We start from the raw sequence: 19857 nt of genomic DNA on the forward strand, positions 1-19857 counted from the left end.
CACGGCGCACACCGGGGGCGGGGGCGCCCGCGGCGGTGCAAGACTGGTATGCATGCCTGAGCTGCGGTCGAAGACCTCCACGCACGGTCGGACGATGGCCGGTGCCCGGGCCCTCTGGCGGGCCACCGGGATGACCGACGACGACTTCGGCAAGCCGATCGTCGCCATCGCCAACAGTTTCACCCAGTTCGTACCGGGTCACGTCCACCTCAAGGAGCTCGGCGGCCTCGTCGCGGACGCGGTGGCGGACGCCGGCGGGGTGGGGCGGGAGTTCAACACCATCGCGGTCGACGACGGCATCGCGATGGGGCACGGCGGCATGCTCTACTCGCTGCCCAGCCGCGAGCTGATCGCCGACGCCGTCGAGTACATGGTCAACGCCCACTGCGCGGACGCCCTGGTCTGCATCTCCAACTGCGACAAGATCACGCCCGGGATGCTGCTGGCCGCGCTGCGGCTCAACATCCCGACCGTCTTCGTCTCCGGCGGGCCGATGGAGGCCGGCAAGACGGTGGCGATCGAGGGCGTCGTGCACTCCAAGATCGACCTGATCGACGCCATGATCGCCTCCTCGAACGAGGCGGTCACCGACGACCAGCTCGGCGCCATCGAGCGCTCGGCCTGCCCGACCTGCGGCTCCTGCTCCGGCATGTTCACCGCGAACTCGATGAACTGCCTCACCGAGGCCATCGGCCTGGCCCTGCCCGGCAACGGGTCGACGCTGGCCACCCACGCCGCGCGCCGCTCCCTCTTCGTCGAGGCCGGCCGCACCGTCGTGGACATCGCCAAGCGGTGGTACGAGCAGGACGACGCCTCGGTGCTCCCCCGCGCCATCGCCTCCCGGCCCGCGTTCGAGAACGCGGTCGCCCTCGACGTGGCGATGGGGGGCTCCACCAACACGGTGCTGCACCTGCTCGCCGCGGCCCGCGAGGCCGAGCTGGACTTCGGTGTGGCCGACATCGACGCGATCTCCCGCCGGGTGCCCTGCCTGGCCAAGGTGGCGCCGAACTCGCCGCAGTACCACATGGAGGACGTGCACCGGGCCGGCGGCATCCCCGCCATCCTGGGCGAGCTGGACCGCGCCGGGCTGCTGCACCGGGACGTGCACGCGGTGCACGCACCCTCGCTCGACCAGTGGCTGGCCGACTGGGACGTCCGGGGCGGCAAGGCCACCCCGGAGGCGCTGGAGCTGTTCCACGCCGCGCCCGGCGGCGTCCGCACCACCGAGGCGTTCTCCACCACCAACCGCTGGTCGTCGCTGGACACCGACGCGGCCGGTGGCTGCATCCGGGACCGGGAGCACGCGTACTCGGCCGACGGCGGGCTCGCCATCCTGCACGGCAACCTCGCGCCGGACGGGTGCGTGGTGAAGACCGCCGGGGTGCCCGAGGAGTGCCTGACCTTCCGCGGCCCGGCCAAGGTCTACGAGTCGCAGGACGACGCGGTGACCGCGATCCTCGCCAAGGAGGTCGTCGCGGGCGACGTGGTCGTGATCCGGTACGAGGGCCCGAAGGGTGGGCCGGGCATGCAGGAGATGCTCTACCCGACCTCGTTCCTCAAGGGCCGAGGGTTGGGACGGGCCTGCGCGCTGCTCACCGACGGCCGGTTCTCGGGCGGCACCTCGGGCCTGTCCATCGGGCACGTCTCCCCCGAGGCCGCGTCCGGTGGCCTGATCGCGCTGGTGCGGGAGGGCGACGAGATCGTCATCGACATCCCGGGCCGCTCGATCGAGTTGAACGTGCCCGAGGACGTGCTCCAGGCCCGCCGGGTCGCCGAGGAGAAGCGGGACCGGCCGTACACCCCGGCCGACCGGCAGCGCCCGGTGTCGGCGGCGCTGCGGGCGTACGCCTCGATGGCCACCTCGGCCAGCGACGGCGCCTACCGCCGCGTCCCGGAGTGAGCCGGACGGCCTGACCGCCGGATCCTGGTGGGAAGTGCCCCCGGGGCGCTCTCCCACCAGGATCCGCGCTGGTCTCAGTCCCGGTCGACGATGCGGTCGATGACGAGTTGGGCGGCGCCCACGATGCCGACGTCGAGTCCGGCGACGACCCGCTCGATGAGCAGCGCCTGGGTGGCCAGCGGCAGGCACCGCTCGTAGAGGGTGGCCCGCATGCTGGCGAGCAGCGGCTCGCACTCGGCGAGCCGGCCGCCGATGGCGACCACCTGCGGGTTGAAGAAGTTGACCACGACCGCCAGGATCTCGCCGATCGACCGCCCGGCCCGACGGGCCAGCGCGGTGGCGTGCCGGTCGCCGTCGTCGATGAGCCGCATCACGCCGGTCAGGTCCTCGACCGGCAGGCCCTGCTCACGCAGCGCGGCGACCAGGGCGGCGCCGCTGGCCACCGCCTCCAGGCAGCCCGAGTTGCCGCAGCTGCACAGCGCCCCCGGGTCGGCCACCACCCGGCAGTGGCTGATGTCCCCCGCCGAGCCCTGGGCACCGCGGTGCAGCCGCCCGCCGGAGATCACCCCCGCGCCGATGCCGGTGCCGGCCTTGACGTAGACCGCGTGGTCCAGCTCCGGGTGGGTCGTCACGTGCTCGCCGAGCGCCATCAGGTTGGCGTCGTTGTCGACCACGACCGGGATGTCGGTCCGCTCGGCGCAGAACGCGCGCACGTCGAAGCCGTTCCACCCGGGCATCCGGGAGGGGCTGACGATCCGGCCGGTCTCGAAGTGGACCGGGCCGGGGATGCCGATGCCGATGCCGCGCAGCCCGCCGCCGACGCCCGGCCCGCCCCGCTGACCCGGCACCGGACCGGACCCGCCGGGCGCCAGGGCGGCGACCTCGTCGAGCAGGTCGCCGAGCACGGCCTCGGGGCCGTCCTCGATGCGGACCGGCCGGGACCGGACCTCGACGACCCGTCCGGAGAGGTCGAGGGTGCCGAACCGGGCATGGTGCGCGCCCAGGTCGACGGCGCCGACCAGCGCTCCCCCGGTGGGCACCGCGAGCTGGCGCGGACGCCGGCCGCCCCGGGACTTCCCGTCGCCGGTCTCCTGGAGCAGCCCTTCGCTGATCAGCGCCTCGACCCGTAGGGACACGGTGGACGGCGACAGCCCGGAGAGCCGGGCCAGGTCGGCGCGGCTGGCCGCGGCTCCGCTGGCCACCAGTCGGAGCAGCTCGCGGGGTCCACCGCGCAGGCCCTCGCGTGGGGCGTCACCGGTCGTCACCCGAGGTTCTTAACATCCGAACTTCATTCCAGCAAGCGGTTGACTTAGTTTTCCTGCTGGCATTAGATGGCGACGTTGATTCGAGGTGAACTCATCTTTATTCGAGTTTCGTAGAAAGTGAGGCGAGCCGTGGCACCGACGACGCCCGCACCCGACCTCGCGAACCGGCCCGGGCCCACCCGCCCCGACCGGCCGATGGTGGCCGTACGCGGCCTGCAGAAGTCGTTCGGACCGGTGCACGTGCTCAAGGACGTCGACCTGACGGTGTCCGCGGGTGAGGTGGTGGTGGTCATCGGGCCGTCCGGCTCCGGCAAATCGACCCTCTGCCGCTGCCTCAACCGGCTGGAGGTCGCCGACGGCGGCAGCATCGAGATCGACGGCGAGCCGCTGCCGGCCGAGGGGCGACGGCTCGCCAACCTCCGCGCCGACGTCGGCATGGTCTTCCAGTCGTTCAACCTGTTCGGCCACCGCACGGTGCTCGACAACGTCACGCTGGGCCCGACCAAGGTCCGGCGGACACCGAAGGCCGCCGCCCGCGAGCACGCGCTGGCCCTGCTCGACCGGGTCGGCATCGCCGACAAGGCCGACCGGTACCCGGCGCAACTCTCCGGCGGTCAGCAGCAGCGCGCGGCGATCGCCCGGGCGCTGGCCATGCGGCCCAAGGTGCTGCTCTTCGACGAACCCACCTCCGCGCTCGACCCGGAGATGGTCAACGAGGTCCTGGACGTCATGGTCTCCCTCGCCGCGGAGGGAATGACCATGATCGTGGTGACCCACGAGATGGGTTTCGCCCGTCGCGCCGCGGACCGAGTCGTCTTCATGGACGACGGCCGGATCGTCGAGTCCGGCACACCCGACGAGTTCTTCGCCGCGCCCCGCACCGAGCGGGCGCGCGACTTCCTTTCCAAGATCCTCCAGCACTGACCCCCGAGGAGGGTGGCATGTCGATTCTCTCCACGCACGTCACACGACGGCGCGCGCTCACCATCGCCGCCACGGCCGTGACCGTCGCCCTCGCCGCCGCCGGCTGCGGCGACGGCGGCTCCGCCCCGGCCCTGCCCGGCGGCTCCGGCGGCGAGAAGGTGGCCCAGTCGGTCTTCGACTCCGCCCCGGTGGCGTCCGACGCCGAGATCCCGGCCGGCTCCACCATGGACGCGATCCGCAAGCGCGGCTACCTGAACGTCGGCGGCTCGCTCGATGCTCCGCTGCTGTCCCAGCAGAACCCGGTCACCGGCGACATCGAGGGCTTCGACGCCGACATGGCCAAGCTGCTGGCCAAGTACATCATCGGCAAGCCCGAGGTGAAGACGACGACGATCGGCACCCAGACCCGGGAGGCCATGCTCCAGGCCAAGTCGGTCGACGCGGTGTTCCAGACCTACACGATCACCCCGCAGCGGGCCACCCAGGTCAACTTCGCCGGGCCGTACCTGACCTCCGGTCTCGCGGTCGCCGTGCGCAAGGACGAGACGGGCATCAAGGGCGTGCAGGACCTCGCCGGCAAGACCGTCATCGTCGGCGCCAACACCCCGGCGGTCACCGCGCTGCCGACCGCCGCTCCCGGCTCCAAGCAGGTCGCCTTCGCCACCGACCCGCAGGCGGTGCAGGCGCTGCTGCAGAAGCGCGGTGACGCGTACGTGCAGGACTTCACCCTGCTCGCCTCCAACGCCAAGTCGAACCCGGGCATGAAGGTGGTCGGCGAGCCGTTCACCACCGAGGCGTACGGCATCGGCCTCAACCACGAGGACGCCCAGTTCAAGGAGTTCGTCAACAACTGGCTGCGGAAGATCCAGGCCGACGGCACCTGGGCGAAGGTCTGGCAGAGCACCCTCGGTTCGGTGGTGGAGGGCGGCACGCCCACCCCGCCGGCGATCGGGTCCGTCGAAGGCTCCTGAAGGGTCACCGTCCCACCATGGATGCCCTCACCGGTCATCTCGGCGAACTCGGCCACGGGCTGGTCACGACCGTCCACCTGACGGTCGTGACCACCATCGGCGCGCTGCTGCTCGGCGTCGTCGTGGCGACGCTGCGGGTCTGCCCCGTGCCGCTGCTGCGCGGCGTCGGGATGGTCTACGTCGAGGTGCTCCAGAACCTGCCGCTGCTGGCCCTGCTCGTGCTCTTCGTCTTCGCCCTGCCCACGATCGGCATCACGTTCCCGCTGTTCACCTCGGCGGCCATCGTCCTCGCCGCCTACGAGGGGGCGTACCTGGCCGAGGCGATCCGGGCCGGGATCAACACGGTGGGCGTGGGGCAGGCCGAGGCGGCGCGCGCCATCGGGCTCACCTTCAGCCAGTCCCTGCGGTACGTGATCCTGCCGCAGGGACTGCGCGCCGTCATCCAGCCGATGGGCAACATCCTCATCGCGCTGCTGATGAACACGTCGCTCGCCGCCGCCGTCGGCGTGGTCGAGCTGACCCAGGCCGCCAACAACGTCAACCTCGTCGAGGCCCAGCCGATCGCCGTCTTCACCGGCGCCGGCCTGGCCTACATGCTGCTGGCGCTGGTGATCGGCCGGATCACGTCGATGCTCGAACGACGGTGGGCGATCGTGCGATGAACTCCGACCAGCAGATCCTCTTCGACACACCGGGTCCCCGCGCGCAGCGCCGGATCCGCATCGCGACCGTGCTCGGCGCACTCGTCCTCCTCGGCGGGCTCGCCCTGGCGGTCCACCGCTTCGCGGCGTACGGCGAACTCGCCGCCGAACGCTGGCAGCCCTTCACCACCTGGCCCATCTGGCGGTACCTGCTCGACGGCCTCGGCAACACCCTGCTCGCCGCCGCCGCGACCGCCGTGCTCAGCGCCGCGCTGGGGCTGCTGCTCGCGCTCGGCCGGCTGTCGGCGCACCGGCCGCTGCGGTGGCTGGCCGGCGCGTACGTCGAGGTGTTCCGGACCGTACCGGCGCTGCTCCTGGTGTACGTGACCCTCTTCGCGCTGCCCCGCTACGGCCTGAACCTCCCGCTGTTCTGGAAGCTCGTCGCGCCGCTCGTGGTCTCGAACTCGGCGGCCTTCGCCGAGATCTTCCGCGCCGGGATCAAGGCGCTGAGCCGGGGGCAGACGGAGGCCGGCCTCGCCATCGGGCTGCGCCGCAGCCAGGTGATGCGGCTGGTCGTGCTGCCGCAGGCCGTACGCCAGCTGACCCCGTCCCTGGTCAGTCAGCTGGTCGGGCTGCTCAAGGACACCTCGCTCGGCTTCGTGGTCAGCTACACCGAACTGCTCTACAGCGGCCAGGTGCTCGCCTCGTACACCCACCTGCTGATCCAGACGTTCCTGGTGGTGGCGCTGATCTATCTGGTGGTCAACGCCTCGCTGTCGAAGGTCGCCCGCGTGCTGCAGGCCCGCAACGGCCGGCTCGGCACCCGCGGCCGGTCGGCCGAGCCGGCGCCGACCGCACCACCGCTCACCGGAGGGGGAACCGCCCGATGACCACCGCCCCGTACGCCGAACTGGCCCGGGTGACCCGCAACGGCGTCGTGGAGAGCCGACACTTCGGCAGCGTCGTGGTGCTCGACCCGTCCGGCGCCGTCGCGCTGAGCGCAGGCGTACCCGACGAGCCGGTCCTGCCGCGCTCCACCCTCAAGCCGGTGCAGGCGCTCGCCTGCCTGACCGCCGCGGAGACCGCCGGACCGGCGTCGCCGCTGGCCGGCGTGCTCACCGGCCCGGCGCTGGCCCTCGCGGCCGGCAGCCACACCGGCGACGACCGGCACGTCGCCGTCGTACGCGACCTGCTCACCGCCGCCGGGCTGACCGATGAGGCGCTGCGGTGCCCCGTCGACTGGCCGGAGGACGAGGCGACCCGCGAACGGCTGATCCGGGCGGGCGAGCAGCGCACCCGGATCCGGATGAACTGCTCCGGCAAGCACGCCGCGATGCTGGTCGCCGCCGTGGCCCGGGGCTGGTCGACACCCGACTACCTGGACCCGGCGCACCCGCTGCAACGGGAGGCCGCCGCCGCCGTCGCCCGCCTGGCCGGCGCTCCGGTCAGCACCGTCGCCGTGGACGGCTGCGGCGCGCCGCTGTTCGGTCTGCCGCTCACCGGCCTGGCCCGTACCTTCCAGGCGCTGGTCACGGCCGCGCCGGGCAGCGCCGAGGCCCGGGTGGCCGACGCGATGCGCGCACACCCGGAACACGTCGGCGGGTGGCACGGCCACCCGAACACCGACCTCATGCGGGCACTGCCCGGGGTGCTCGCCAAGGGCGGCGCCGAGGGCGTGCTGGGGGTGGCGACCCCCGACGGGCACGCCGTCGCCGTGAAGGCGATCGACGGCAGCCCCCGGGCCACCACGGCCATCGCGCTCGCCGCCCTGGCGGCGGCCGGCGCGCCGGTCGAGGCCGCCGCGGAGCTGCGGCGCGTGCCGGTGCTCGGCGGCGGTGAGCCGGTGGGCGAGGTCGCCGCCGCCATCGATTGGACCGCGGGGCCCACCCGCAGGGAAGAGGAAAACTGATGACCACGTTCGAGATCTGCATCGACAGTGTCGAGGGCGCTCTCGCCGCCGAGGCGGCCGGAGCCGAGCGCGTGGAGCTCTGCTCCGCGCTGTTCGAGGGCGGGCTGACGCCGAGCATCGGCACCATCGAGACGGCCCTGCGCAGCGTTGACCGGATCCGGGTGCACGTCATCGTCCGGCCCCGCGCCGGTGACTTCATCTACTCCCCGACCGAGGTCGAGGCGATGGTGCGCGACGTCCGGGCGGCGGTGGCGGCCGGCGCCCACGGCATCGTGATCGGCGCGCTCACCGCCGAGGGCGACGTCGACGTCCCGACCACCCGTGCGCTCATCGAGGCGGCCGGCGGGGTCAGCATCACCTTCCACCGGGCGTTCGACATGGTCCGCGACCCGTACGCGGCGCTGGAGCAGCTCATCGAGCTGGGCGTGGACCGGGTGCTCACCTCCGGCCAGGAGGTCAGCGTGCTGGAGGGCGCGCCGCTCATCGCCGAGCTGGTCCGCCGGGCCGGGGACCGCATCATCGTCATGCCGGGCGGCGGCATCACCCCGCGCAACATCACCCGGATCATCGAGGCCACCGGTGCCGGCGAGTACCACTTCGCGGCGCTGGTCACCTCGGACGGCCCGGCCGTGCACCGCAACCCGGCGCCCCGGATGGGCGGCACGCTGCACCGCCCGGAGTACGAGCGCTCCGACACCTCCGAAAAGCTCATCGGCCAGGTCCTCGCGGCGTCCCGGGCCTGACGTTTCTCGATCTTGGTAGGAAAGGGCCCCCGGAGGGGCCGTTTCCTACCAAGATCCGCCCGAGTGGCTCAGCGCCAACTTCCGGGCGTGCGCGATCGCGCTGGGCGTGTCCGGGAAGACCAGGCCGTCGCGGCGCAGCTGCGCCGCCACCCCGAGGGCGGTCAGCACCTGGTCGTGGCCGGGGACGATGCCGGAGAGCAGCACGGTGATCCCCCGATGCTGCAACCGGACGATGGCGTCGCCCAGGACCTGCGCGCCGGTGGCGTCGATGGTGGACACCCGGGACATCCGCAGGATGACCACCCGGACGTCGGCGACATCCGAGAGCTGGAGCAGGAAGGTGTGCGCCGCCGCGAAGAACAGCGGACCGTCCAGCCGGTAGGCCACGATGTGATCGGCGAGCAGGGCGTGCTCCTCGGCGCTGTGCTCCCCGGCGTCCAGCGGCACCTGCTCCACCCGGGCGGTGCGGGCCACCGCGCGCAGGGCGATCACGATCGCCACGCCGACCCCGACCGCCACCGCGGTGACCAGGTCGAACGCCACGGTGACCGCGAAGGTGAGCACGAGCACCAACCCGTCGCCCCGGGTGGCCCGCGCCATCGCCCACAACGACCCGGCCTCGACCATGCGTACCGTGGTGGCGAGCAGGACGCCGGCGAGCGCGGCGAGCGGGATCCGGCCCACCAGCGGCGCGGCGGCGAGCACGATCGCCGCGAGCGCCACGGCGTGGGTGAGGGCGGCGAGCTTCGACCCGGCGCCGGCCCGGACGTTCACCGCCGTACGGGCGATGGCGGCGGTGGCCGGAATCCCGCCGAACAGTGGTGACGCCAGGTTCGCCAGGCCCTGGCCGAACAGTTCCCGGTCGGGGTCGTGGCGCTGGCCGACCGTCATTCCGTCGGCGACGGTGGCGCTGAGCAGGCTCTCCAGCGCGGCCAACGCCGCCACCGCCAGCGCCGACGGCAGCAGCACGCCGAGCGCGCCCAGGTCGAGGAAGCCCCACGACGGCGCGGGGAGCCCCTGCGGCAGGGCACCGATGCGGGGCAGGTCCACCGGCGCGACCTCGACGACGATCGTCACGACGGCCACCCCCAGCAGGGAGAACGGGACGCCGGGACGCCACCGGGCGCCGACCAGCATCAGCGCGGCCACGCCGAGCGCGACCGCGAGCGGCGCCGGTCGGGGATGCGCGACGAAGCGGGCCACCGCGTCGGCGGCGACCGCCCACACCCGTTCGCCGTGCGCGTCGACGACGCCGAGGGCCGCCGGAACCTGTTGCAGGGCGATCACCACGGCGATGCCCGCGGTGAAGCCCTCGATCACCGGTGCCGGCAGGTAACGGACGTACCGGCCGAGTCGGGCGATCGCGAGGACGATCAGCAGGACCCCGGCCATCGCCCCGACCATGAGCACGCCGGTCGGCCCGAACTGCTGCACCACCGGCACCAGCACCACGGTCATCGCCCCGGTGGGGCCGGACACCTGGAGGTTGGAGCCGCCGAAGACCGCCGCCACCGCGCCGGCGACCACGGCGGTGACCAGCCCCGCCTCCGCGCCCAGACCGGAGGTGACCCCGAACGCCAGGGCCAGCGGCAGGGCCACCACCGCCACGGTCAGGCCGGCGAGCAGGTCCCGGCGCGGCGCTCGGCGTACGGCCCGCCAGTCGGCGCGCGTCGGCAGCAGCCCGCCGACCCGGTCGCCGATCGCCGCGACCGCGGGACTCACCGGTCGGACCCGTCGGCCCGCAACTCGCCGAGGAGCCCGTCCCGGTCGGTCAGGACCGCGCCGAGGATCCGCCGCCCGGCGGCGAGCAGGTCGGCCACGTCCGGGGTGCTGAGCGCGTACATGACCAGGGGGCCGTCACGGTAGGAGGTGACCATCCCGGCGCGGCGCAGCACAGCGAGCTGCTGGGACAGGTTGGACGCCTCGACGTCGATCGCCGCCAGCAGGTCGCGGACCGGTTTCGGACCGTCCTGGAGCAGTTCGAGCACCCGGATCCGGACCGGATGCCCGAGTGTGCGGAACAGCTCCGCCTTCGCCTGGTACAGCGGCACCGACATGTGCGCCCACCCTCCCCACCTCGACCGTGAAGACTTTAGCACTTGCGAAAATCTTCAAGTCGGAAGATGGCACGGTCACCACGGACGCGCCGGCCCGCCGCCGCGCCGTCAGCGGGAGGCGGACGGGAACTCCTCCAGGAAGGCCTCGACCCGTTCCGCGGTCGCCGGCCGGGCCAGCGCGAAGCCCTGCCCGTAGCGGCAGCCCGCACGGTGCGCCCCCTCGACCTGCCCGGGCGACTCCAACTCCTCCGCGACCACCTCTACGCCGAGCCGGTCACCGACGTTCACCACCACGTCGAGGAGCGGGCGCGGCGCGTCCGGAGCACCGTCGACCAGGTCGGCGCCGACCTTCAGCAGGTCGATCGGGAGCCGGCGCAGCTGGGCCAGCGAGGCGTGCTCGGCACGGAAGTCGTCCAGCGCCGTGCGGACGCCGAGGGAGCGCAGCCCGGCCAGCCGGGCCACCACGGTCGGCAGCTCGGGGCCGATCCGCGGCTCCGCCACCTCCACGACCAGCCGGTCCGCCGGCACCCCGTACGCGGCGAGCACCGCCGCCGTGCGCTGCACGAAATCGGGCGTGGTCAGCTCGGTGGTGGTGACGTTGACCGCCATCCAGAGCCGGCGGCTCTCCGCGGACCACTCGGCGAGCTGCCGGCACGCCCGGTCCAGCACCCACCACTCCAGCTCGCCCACGATGTCGAGGTCCTCCGCCACCGGCAGGAACTCGTCGGGGAGCACCGTGCCGAGCACCGGGCTGCGCCAGCGCAGCAGCGCCTCGGCGCCGACCGGTGACCGGTCGGCCAGCCCGAGCACCGGCTGATAGACCAGGTCCAGCTCGCCCCGGGCGACCGCACCCGGCAGCTCCCGTTCCAGGTCGAGCCGGCGCACGAGCTGCTCCTCCAGGAACGCGTCGTACCACTCGACGCGGTCCCGGCCGAGCTGGACCGCACGTCGCCGGGCCAGATCCGCCTGGCGCAGCACGTCGTCCGGGCCGGAGCCGTCCAGCTCGGCAAGCCCGATGCTCGCCTGCACCCGGTGCGCGGTCGCGCCCAGCAGATACGGCTGGGTCAGCGTGGCAAGCAGCCGCGTGCCCAGCGCGTACGCCAGCATCGGACCGCCGGTCGTGACCACGGCGAACCCGGCGCCGTCCAGGGTGGCGAGCAGGTCGCGCGGGCCCACCACGGCCCGGGCCCGGTGCAGCACCTCGGCCAGCAGGTCGTCGTCGAGCGCGGGCGGGCCCCCGTCGCCGCTCGACGCGTGCAGGTCCACCACCAGCAGCGCCCCGCCCGGTCCCGCCTCCTCGGCCCGAACGGCGAGAACCCGCCGCAGGGCCGACCGGTCCACCAGACCGGACGTGACGGACGTCGCGCTCGGATGGGCCGACACGACCGGGGGCGGGTCGAGGTGGACGCGCTCCGGCCGCGGGTCCGCGTGCCCGCTCCCCGGCCGTGGGTCGCGGCGGTGGGCGGCGGGCCGGGTGGGCGTCGACCGATCGGCCGTGCGGAACAGCTCGCGCAGCAGGAGCGGTGGAACCGCCACCAGGGCGAGCAGGAGGGTGGTGCGGTCCGGCGGCAGACCCGAGCCGAGGTCACCGCCGGCCGCCAGCGGCAGCACCACCGCCGGCAGCACCGCCCGGGGCCACCTCGGCGCGGGACGCGCCGGGCCGCGACCGGCCACCGCCCGCGTCGCCCCGGCGGCGACCAGCAGCAACCCCACCACGAGCGGCGGTACGGCCAGCAGCCCCGGCCAGCCCACCGAAGCGGGCGGGAAGATCAACAGCAGGGTCAGCCCGGACAGGACCAGAGCCAGGCCGCCCCGACCCACGGCCGCTGCGGCCCGCGGGTGCGCCCCGGTCAACGCGGTGAGCGCGACGGCGCCGAACACGCCGAGCAGCAGCGCCGCCGTCAGCCGGGCCGGGAACAACACACCCGAACGGTGCAGCAGCAGCCAGCCGGCGAGGGCCAGGGCTGCGGCGGGACCGATCCCCTCGGCGAGCCCGCGCAACCGGGCCCGGACGGCCGGCTGCGGTCCGCCCGGAAGGCGGCGCAGCCCGGCGGCGGCGGACCCCGCGACGACGGCCGGCGCGGCGACGGCCACGGCCAGTGGCACCGGGTCGAGCAGCGGCAGGGCGGCGGCGGTCACCCCGGCGACGACCACGCTCGCGTCGAGCAGCAGGACGGCCGCGCGAGTGGACGTCCACGCCCGCCGGGCGACGCGGGTGCCGGCCGCGCCGGGCCACGTATTCTCGCCCGGCTCGTCCGACTGCGGCCCGACCGGCGTTGACGGCGCGACGGTGGGCGGCCGGACGGCGAGCCGGGAGAGACGTACGCCGGCGAGCGTGGCGGCGACGCCCACGGCGAGCGCAACCACGACCGGGGCGGAGAGCAGGCCGGTCGTGCCGGCGAGGATGAGCAGCGCGACCGCCACGAGCACGGCGGCCTCCGGCACCACCGAGCGGACGGGGGCGCGGAACGGGGCGGCGAGGGGCACGGCGGTCGCCTTCGTGAGGGGGCACGGGGGCGGTGCGGCGGTGCGGGACGCCGGACCGGTCGAGTCCGGTGCCCAATCGTCAGAAACGATCCGCCGCGGGCGCCGGTTACGCCACCACGCCCGACCCGAGCAGTGACCATCGTCACGTCGACCGCCGTCGCGACCTCGGCGGCCGCCCCGTGCGCGGCCCGCCCAGCAGGAGGTGGGATCATCGCGGGGTGAGCAAGCCCGATACCGTCCGCTTCCGGTACAACCAGGCGATCGTGGCCGCATCGATCATCGCCTTCGTCGGCGCGCTGCCGTTGGCCAACGCCGAGGTGTACCTGCTGCCGGTCCTGCTCGTTCCCTTCGCCGTCGGCGTCTGGGCCTGGCGGGCGGGCACCGACGCGGACGCGCGCGAGGTGCGCGTACGGGCGCTCTTCGGGCAGCGCCGGATCCTCTGGGACCAGGTGGTCGAGCTGACCAGTGACGGGCGGGGGCGGGCCGTGGCCCGGCTCGACGACGGGCAGGAGGTCGCCCTGACGGCGGTCCGCGCCCGCGACCTGCCCCGGCTCGTCTCGGCCACCGGCGAGACGCTGCCCGGCGCGGCCGACTGAGACAGCCGGCCGCCCCGCGACACCCGGCCGTCAGTAGCCGTCGACCACCACGTTCCGCAGCTCCTCGCCGGCGGCGAACCGCCGCACCTGCTCACCCACCAGCCGGTACGCCCGGGGCAGCAGCCCCCGCACCGAGCCGGCCACGTGCGGGGTGAGCAGTACGTTCGGCATCTCCCACAGCGGATGGTCGGCGGGCAGCGGCTCCGGGTCGGTGACGTCCAGCGCGGCGGAGATCCGCCCGGTGGCGAGTTCGGCGACCAGGTCGTCGGTGCGGGCCACCGGCCCGCGGGCGGCGTTGACCAGCAGCGCGCCGTCCCGCATCGCGCCGAGGAACGCCGCGTCGACCAGGCCCCGGGTCTGGTCGGTGAGGGGCACCAGCAGCACCACGACGTCCGCCTCGGGCAGCAGCCGCGGCAGCTCCTCGACACCGTGCACGGCCTGCTCCGGCCGGGCGGTCCGGGCGACCAGGGTGAACCGCACGTCGAAGGGCGCCAGCCGGTCCCGCACGGCGGTGCCGATCGAGCCGGCGCCGATGATCAGCACCCGCTTGCCGGTCAGCTCGTCGGTGGGCGTGGCCTCGCCGTACGCCCACTCGCGGCGGGCTTGCGCCCGGGCGAACAGGGGGAACGCGCGCAGCTGGGCGAGGATCGCGGTGACCACCCACTCGGCGGTCGACGGATCGTGCACCCCGCGGGCGTCGCAGAGGGTCACCCCGTCCGGCGTCCTGCCGACCCACGCGTCCGCGCCGGCCGAGAGCAACTGCACCACCTCGAGGTCGGGCAGCTCCCGCAGCAGGCGGGTGGCGTCCGAGCCGGACAGGAACGGCGGCACCCAGAACCGGACCCCGGCCGCGTCGGACGGGAGCTTGTCGGGGTCCTCGGCGACCTCGACGGTGACCTCGGGCGGCAGCTCACCGAGGAGCGACAGGCCGGTCTCGTGCGGAATCCATACCTTCACGCCCGCCGACGATAGCCGCCGCCCCGACGGTGCGGTCGGCCCGTCCCGAGGTGCAGGACCTGCCGTCCGGGGGACCGCGATGATCCGACCGCCCCAGACCGGCGCTCCGGCGGACTACCCTGGGCCGGGTGAGCGCCCGTCCCCCGTACCCCCGCACCCGCCGTGTCCGGGCCGCGCTGGCGGCCTCGTGCGCGGCGCTGCTCCTGGCGGCGACCGGATGCAGCTTCGGCGAACCCGAGCCCGATCCGGCGGGGGAGCCGCCGACCTTCCCGACCCCGTCCGCGTCGGCCAGCCCCGGCGGGGCCGGTCAGCAGGTGGTCGCCACCGTGCTGGCGAAGGGGCTACGGGTGCCCTGGGCGATCGGCTTCCTGCCCGACGGCGGCGCCCTGGTGACCGAGCGGGACAGCGGCCGGATCCTCAAGGTCGGCCCGGAGTCGGGGCCGGACGGGCTGCGGGTCACCGTGGCCCACACCATCACCGACGTCGCCGCCGCGGGCGAGGGCGGGCTGCTCGGGATCGCCGTCTCCCCCACCTACCAGCGGGACCGGACGCTGTTCGTCTACTACACCACCGAACGGGACAACCGGATCGTCCGACTCCAGCTCGACGGGGAGCCCACCCCGATCCTGACCGGCATCCCGAAGGCGAGTGTCCACAACGGCGGCGGTCTCGGGTTCGGCCCCGACGGGCAGCTCTACGCGAGCACCGGCGACGCCGGCGACCGGCCCGGGGCGCAGGACGTGAAGAGCCTCGGCGGCAAGATCCTGCGGATCACCCGGGACGGCAAGCCCGCACCCGGCAACCCGTTCCCCGGCTCACCCGTCTGGTCGCTGGGGCACCGCAACGTCCAGGGCTTCGCCTGGGACGCCGGCAAACGGATGTACGCGGTGGAGTTCGGCCAGAACACCTGGGACGAGATCAACGAGATCGTCAAGGGCAAGAACTACGGGTGGCCGCAGGTGGAGGGGCGCTCCGACGACAAGCGCTTCGTCAACCCCCTCACCCAGTGGGCGACCGGCGACGCGTCCTGCTCCGGCCTGGCCGCCGTCGAGCGGCTGCTGGTCACCGGTTGCCTACGCGGCAAACGGCTGTGGGTGGTGGAGCTGACCGACACCGGCACCGTGCTCGGCCAGCCCCGGGAACTGCTGACCAACAGGTACGGGCGGCTGCGGGCGGTGGCCGCCGCGCCGGACGGGTCGGTGTGGGTGACCACGTCCAACCACGACGGGCGGGGCGATCCGGTGCCGGAGGACGACCGGATCCTGCGGCTGGTCTTCGCCGACGGCGGCGCCGGGCGGAGCTGACCCGCGACGACCACCGTCGGCCCCGCCGACGCGCCAATCTCCCGCCCTCAGGTTTGCCAAGATCCTTCTACGGGCAGGTCAGAATCTCAGCATGGACGGGCAGCAGAACGAGCAGAACGGCCACGGGACCGACGCCGGCACGACACCGGTGACCGGCCGCCGCCGCCTCGGCGCCGCGTGGCGTGCCCTGACCCGACCCGACCGGCGCCGCCCGCTGCGCGTGGCGGGGACGACGCTGGCGGTCCTGGTGGTCACCCTCGCCGGAGTCCTCGTCGGAGTGCTGGCCGGTGGCCGGGTGGACACCGACATCGGGCCGTTCCAGGCGACCCTCACCCTCTCCCCCACCACCGACGGCGGGGGCACCACGGTCTCCATCCCGCCGCTGGGCGCGCTGCTGCTCGACAGCCACGACGGGCCGACCCATCTGACCGTCCGGCTGGGCGCGCTCGACCAGGGGCGTACGGAGGCGCTGATCGACGACCCGGCGAGCATCCAGCGGGCCAGCCAGTCCGCCGTCGAGGACGTCCGCGCGGGCGTGATGCGGCTCGGGCTGCGTACCGTCGCGTCCGCGGTGCTGGCCACCCTGCTGCTGGCCGCGCTGGTCTTCCGCGACATCCGCCGCACCGCCATCTCCGGCGGCCTGTCGCTGCTCGTCGTCGGCGGCAGCCTCGGGGCGGCGGCCGGCACCCTGCGCCCGCAGGCGATCGAGGAGCCACGGTACGAGGGGTTGCTGGTCAACGCGCCCGCCGTCGTCGGTGACGCGCGGCGGATCGCCGACGACTACACCCGCTACGCCGAGCAGCTCCAACGGCTGGTCGGCAACGTCAGCCAGCTCTACACGACCGTGTCGGCGTTGCCGGTGTTCGAGCCGGCCCCCGACACCACCCGGGTGCTGCACGTCTCCGACATGCACCTCAACCCGACCGGCTGGCGGCTGATCCGCACGGTCGTCGAGCAGTTCGACATCGACGTGGTGATCGACACCGGTGACATCACCGACTGGGGCAGCGAGCCGGAGGCGTCGTTCGTCGGCTCGATCGGGCTGCTGCGCCGGCCCTACGTGTACATCCGGGGCAACCACGACTCGGGCCGGACGGCGGCGGCGGTGGCCCGGCAACCCAACGCGATCGTGCTGAACAACTCCACCACCACCGTCGCCGGGCTCACCATCGCCGGCATCGGCGACCCGCGCTTCACACCCGACAAGAACACCTCCCCCGCCGGGAGCGGGCTGACCAGGCAGGTGGCCGAGCAGGTCATCGGGGTGGGCGAACAGTTGGCCACCACCGTGCGCAACTCGCCCCGGCCGGTGAACATCGCGCTGGTGCACGATCCCGCGTCGGCCGGGCCGCTCTCCGGCACCTGCCCCCTGGTACTTGCCGGGCACACCCACCAGCGGCAGGTGTCCAAACTGCCCCAGCAGCCCGGGCTGATGCCGACCCAACTGCTGGTGGAGGGCTCCACCGGCGGCGCCGGGCTGCGCGGCCTGGAGGGCGAGAAGCCGACGCCGCTGTCGATGAGCGTGCTCTACTTCGACAAGGACAAGATGCTCCAGGCGTACGACGACATCAGCGTGGGCGGCACCGGCCAGGCCCAGGTGAGCCTGGAACGGCACGTGGTGGAGAACCCGGCGGCGGGGGCGCCGGTGCCGGTCACCCCCACCCCCACCCGCTGACGGTCCGTCCGGCTACGCGCCCGGGTGGCGACGGCGGTCCCGCCGCTCATCGCAGCGAGAGCGCGGCCAGGGCGGCGTTGACGATGCTGCCGGGCAGCAGGTCGTGCAGCTCGTACAGCTCGGCGACGCTGCCGGACTGACCGAACTCGTCCACGCCGAGCGGCACCCCCGGCACGCCCAGGGCCGACCCGAGCCACGCCATCGCGTGCGACGCGGCGTCGTGCACGGTGACCACCGGGGCACGGCCGTCGAAGGCCGCGCGCAGCGCGCCCGGCACGCTCGGCACGGTCGCCGTCCGGACACCCTGCCGCAGCGTGCGCTGCCACGCCCGGTAGAGCCGGTCCAGCGAGGTGATGTCGACGACGTGCGCGGCGACGCCCTCGTCGGCGAGCTCCGCCGCCGCGGCCAGCACCTCGGGCAGCACCGCGCCGGAGGCGGCGAGCTGCACGACCGGTGCGTCGGCCAGGTGCGGGTGGGCCTGGTGGGCGTCGACCAGCCGGTACGCGCCGGCGACCACCTGCCGGCGCAGCACCGCGTCGCCGAGACGGGCCCGGGCCGCCTCGAACGGCGCCTGGTCGATCGGCCGGGTGCTGAGCCGGAAGTAGTACGCGCCGTCCTCGGCGGGGGCGGCCGTCGCGGAGGCCGGCGAACCGGCGGCGATCTGGCCGAGCGCGTCGCAGAGCAGCCAGTCCAGGGTGACCGCGTACGCGGGCTCGACGAACGTCACCCCGGGCAACTCCAGCCCGACGGAGGCGGTGATGGTCGACTGGTGGGCGCCGCCCTCGGGGGCCAGGGTGATACCCGACGGGGTGCCGGCCACCACGAACCGGGAGCCGGAGTAGGTGCCGTAGAGGAACGCGTCGAGGCCGCGCAGCACGAACGGGTCGTAGACCGTGCCGATGGGCAGCAGCGGCTGGCCGGACAGGTCCCAGGCCAGGCCGAGCTGACCCAGCAGCAGGAACAGGTTCATCTCCGAGATGCCCAGCTCGATGTGCTGGCCGGACGGGCTCTCGGTCCAGCGCAGCATCCGGTCCTCCGTCCAGGACCGCTGCGCTGTCGGGGCGAACACCCCGGTCTTGTTGATGAACCCGGCGAGGTTGGTGGAGGTCGCCACGTCCGGGGCGGTGGTCACCAGGTAGCGGCCCACCTCCGGGTCCCGGGCGAGGTCGACCAGCACCCGGCCGAAGACCTCCTGGGTCGAGACGGGCTTGTTCGCGCGTACCTTGGTGGTTTCCGGAACGGTGACCCCCAGCGCCCGCCGGCGCGGCGCGCGAGACAGCGCCTCCCGGCGTTCGCCGGCCCGGATGCCGGCCGGGGTGGCCGGGTCGAGCCGATCCCACTCGGTCTCCCGGGTCAGGCCGTGCGCGGCGCGCAGAGCGTCGACCTGCTCGCCGGTGAGCAGCTGCGAGTGGTTGCGCGGGTTGCCCGCGATCGGCAGCCCCCACCCCTTGACCGTGTACGCGAACACGACGCTGGGCCGGTCGGTGACCGCGTCGCACTGGGCGTACGCGTCGAGCAGCGCCGCGAGGTCGTGCCCGCCCAGGTCGGTGACGAGCGGACCCAGCTCGTCGTCGGGGATGTCGGCGATGAACGACCCGATGCCCTCCGGCGCGCCGTCGAGGAACTGCATGCGCAGCGCCGGCCCGGTCAGCCCGAACAGCGACTGGTACTGCTCGTTGGGCATCGCGTCGATCCAGTCGCGCAGCGCCGCGCCGCCCGGCCGGTCGTACGCCTCGGCCAGCCGACGGCCGTACTTGACCTCGACCACGTGCCAGCCGGCGGCCTCGAACTGCCCCCGCCACTGGTTGATCCGCACCCCGGGGACCACCCGGTCCAGGGACTGCCGGTTGAAGTCCACCAGCCACATCACGTCGCCGAGGCCCGTGGTGGCCGGGTCGGCGACCGCCTCCCAGATGTTGCCCTCGTCCAGCTCGGCGTCGCCGATCAGCGCGACGAAGCGGGACCGTGGGCGGGGGCCGAAGTGCGCGTCGACGTAGCGGCGGGTGGCCGCGGCGAACAGCGGGGCCGCCGCGCCCAGCCCGACGGAGCCGGTGGAGAAGTCCACCTCGTCCGGGTCCTTGGTGCGCGACGGGTACGACTGAAGGCCACCCCGGGCGCGCAGCGTCGTGAGATACGAGCGGTCCAGGTTGCCCAGCAGGTACTGGATGGCGTGGAACACCGGGGAGGCGTGCGGCTTGACCGCCACCCGGTCGGCGGCGTCCAGGTGGGCGAACCAGAGCGCGGTCATCGCGGTGACCAGCGACGCGCTGGACGCCTGGTGGCCGCCGACCTTCACGCCGTCGCCGGTCTGCCGGTCGTGGTTGGCCGCGTCCACGATGCGGGTGGCGAGCCAGAGCACCCGCCGCTGGATCTCGTCGAGGACGTCGAGGTCGTGCTGGTTCACGGTGGCTCCATCCGGGCGTCGCCG

At 74.0% G+C, this 19857-nt stretch carries 16 protein-coding genes; 10 read left to right on the forward strand and 6 right to left on the reverse strand.

Annotation, left to right across the window (positions count from 1 at the left end; translation table 11 throughout):
- Positions 1-52: 52 nt before the first annotated feature.
- Positions 53-1900, forward strand: coding sequence for a dihydroxy-acid dehydratase (ilvD, locus tag ACIBTV_RS20935; RefSeq protein WP_396707180.1), 1848 nt, complete (start codon positions 53-55; stop codon positions 1898-1900).
- Between the two features lie 74 nt (positions 1901-1974).
- Here the strand turns inward: ilvD and ACIBTV_RS20940 are convergent, their stop codons facing one another.
- Complete coding sequence (locus ACIBTV_RS20940) at positions 1975-3165, reverse strand: ROK family transcriptional regulator (RefSeq protein WP_396707182.1); 1191 nt, start codon at positions 3163-3165, stop codon at positions 1975-1977.
- A gap of 195 nt (positions 3166-3360) precedes the next feature.
- Between ACIBTV_RS20940 and ACIBTV_RS20945 the strand changes: the two genes are divergently transcribed.
- The 6 genes from ACIBTV_RS20945 to ACIBTV_RS20970 are packed head-to-tail and all read left to right on the forward strand — an operon-like array spanning position 3361 to position 8353.
- Complete coding sequence (locus ACIBTV_RS20945; RefSeq protein ID WP_396707246.1) at positions 3361-4089, forward strand: amino acid ABC transporter ATP-binding protein; 729 nt, start codon at positions 3361-3363, stop codon at positions 4087-4089.
- A gap of 17 nt (positions 4090-4106) precedes the next feature.
- Positions 4107-5060 (forward strand): glutamate ABC transporter substrate-binding protein, encoded by a 954-nt coding sequence (locus ACIBTV_RS20950; protein WP_396707184.1) that lies wholly within the window; start codon positions 4107-4109, stop codon positions 5058-5060.
- Between the two features lie 17 nt (positions 5061-5077).
- Positions 5078-5722 (forward strand): amino acid ABC transporter permease, encoded by a 645-nt coding sequence (locus ACIBTV_RS20955; protein WP_396707186.1) that lies wholly within the window; start codon positions 5078-5080, stop codon positions 5720-5722.
- Positions 5719-6591 carry an amino acid ABC transporter permease gene (locus ACIBTV_RS20960; RefSeq protein ID WP_396707188.1) on the forward strand — a complete coding sequence of 291 codons (873 nt, stop codon included), beginning with the start codon at positions 5719-5721 and terminating at the stop codon, positions 6589-6591. Before ACIBTV_RS20955 ends, ACIBTV_RS20960 begins: the two co-directional genes overlap by 4 nt.
- Positions 6588-7610 (forward strand): asparaginase, encoded by a 1023-nt coding sequence (locus ACIBTV_RS20965; protein ID WP_396707190.1) that lies wholly within the window; start codon positions 6588-6590, stop codon positions 7608-7610. Before ACIBTV_RS20960 ends, ACIBTV_RS20965 begins: the two co-directional genes overlap by 4 nt.
- Positions 7610-8353 carry a copper homeostasis protein CutC gene (locus ACIBTV_RS20970; RefSeq protein ID WP_396707192.1) on the forward strand — a complete coding sequence of 248 codons (744 nt, stop codon included), beginning with the start codon at positions 7610-7612 and terminating at the stop codon, positions 8351-8353. The genes ACIBTV_RS20965 and ACIBTV_RS20970 overlap by 1 nt, the downstream gene beginning before the upstream one ends.
- 45 nt (positions 8354-8398) lie before the next feature.
- Here the strand turns inward: ACIBTV_RS20970 and ACIBTV_RS20975 are convergent, their stop codons facing one another.
- From ACIBTV_RS20975 to ACIBTV_RS20985, 3 genes are all read right to left on the reverse strand, one after another.
- Complete coding sequence (locus ACIBTV_RS20975; RefSeq protein WP_396707194.1) at positions 8399-10075, reverse strand: SulP family inorganic anion transporter; 1677 nt, start codon at positions 10073-10075, stop codon at positions 8399-8401.
- Entirely contained in the window at positions 10072-10410 is a 339-nt protein-coding gene (locus ACIBTV_RS20980; protein ID WP_396707196.1) for an ArsR/SmtB family transcription factor, read from the reverse strand. Before ACIBTV_RS20980 ends, ACIBTV_RS20975 begins: the two co-directional genes overlap by 4 nt.
- 108 nt (positions 10411-10518) lie before the next feature.
- Positions 10519-12897 carry a putative bifunctional diguanylate cyclase/phosphodiesterase gene (locus ACIBTV_RS20985; RefSeq protein WP_396707198.1) on the reverse strand — a complete coding sequence of 793 codons (2379 nt, stop codon included), beginning with the start codon at positions 12895-12897 and terminating at the stop codon, positions 10519-10521.
- A gap of 218 nt (positions 12898-13115) precedes the next feature.
- Between ACIBTV_RS20985 and ACIBTV_RS20990 the strand changes: the two genes are divergently transcribed.
- Positions 13116-13493 carry a PH domain-containing protein gene (locus tag ACIBTV_RS20990; RefSeq protein WP_396707200.1) on the forward strand — a complete coding sequence of 126 codons (378 nt, stop codon included), beginning with the start codon at positions 13116-13118 and terminating at the stop codon, positions 13491-13493.
- 30 nt (positions 13494-13523) lie between these two features.
- On the opposite strand, the gene ACIBTV_RS20995 is transcribed toward ACIBTV_RS20990, so the two are convergent.
- Positions 13524-14450 (reverse strand): 2-hydroxyacid dehydrogenase, encoded by a 927-nt coding sequence (locus ACIBTV_RS20995; RefSeq protein WP_396707201.1) that lies wholly within the window; start codon positions 14448-14450, stop codon positions 13524-13526.
- A gap of 128 nt (positions 14451-14578) precedes the next feature.
- Here ACIBTV_RS20995 and ACIBTV_RS21000 point away from each other — a divergent pair, with 128 nt between their 5' ends.
- Both ACIBTV_RS21000 and ACIBTV_RS21005 read left to right on the forward strand, forming a co-directional pair.
- Positions 14579-15754, forward strand: coding sequence for a PQQ-dependent sugar dehydrogenase (locus tag ACIBTV_RS21000; protein WP_396707203.1), 1176 nt, complete (start codon positions 14579-14581; stop codon positions 15752-15754).
- A 91-nt stretch (positions 15755-15845) separates the two neighbouring features.
- The gene (locus ACIBTV_RS21005; protein ID WP_396707205.1) at positions 15846-17429 is read left to right on the forward strand and encodes a metallophosphoesterase; all 1584 of its coding nucleotides are present in this window, start codon (positions 15846-15848) and stop codon (positions 17427-17429) included.
- A 46-nt stretch (positions 17430-17475) separates the two neighbouring features.
- Here the strand turns inward: ACIBTV_RS21005 and ACIBTV_RS21010 are convergent, their stop codons facing one another.
- Positions 17476-19833, reverse strand: a complete 2358-nt coding sequence (locus tag ACIBTV_RS21010; RefSeq protein WP_396707206.1) for a transketolase-like TK C-terminal-containing protein — start codon at positions 19831-19833, stop codon at positions 17476-17478.
- Positions 19834-19857: the final 24 nt, after the last annotated feature.

This window comes from Micromonospora sp. NPDC049366 (assembly GCF_044466625.1).
Classification (GTDB): Bacteria; Actinomycetota; Actinomycetes; order Mycobacteriales; family Micromonosporaceae; genus Micromonospora.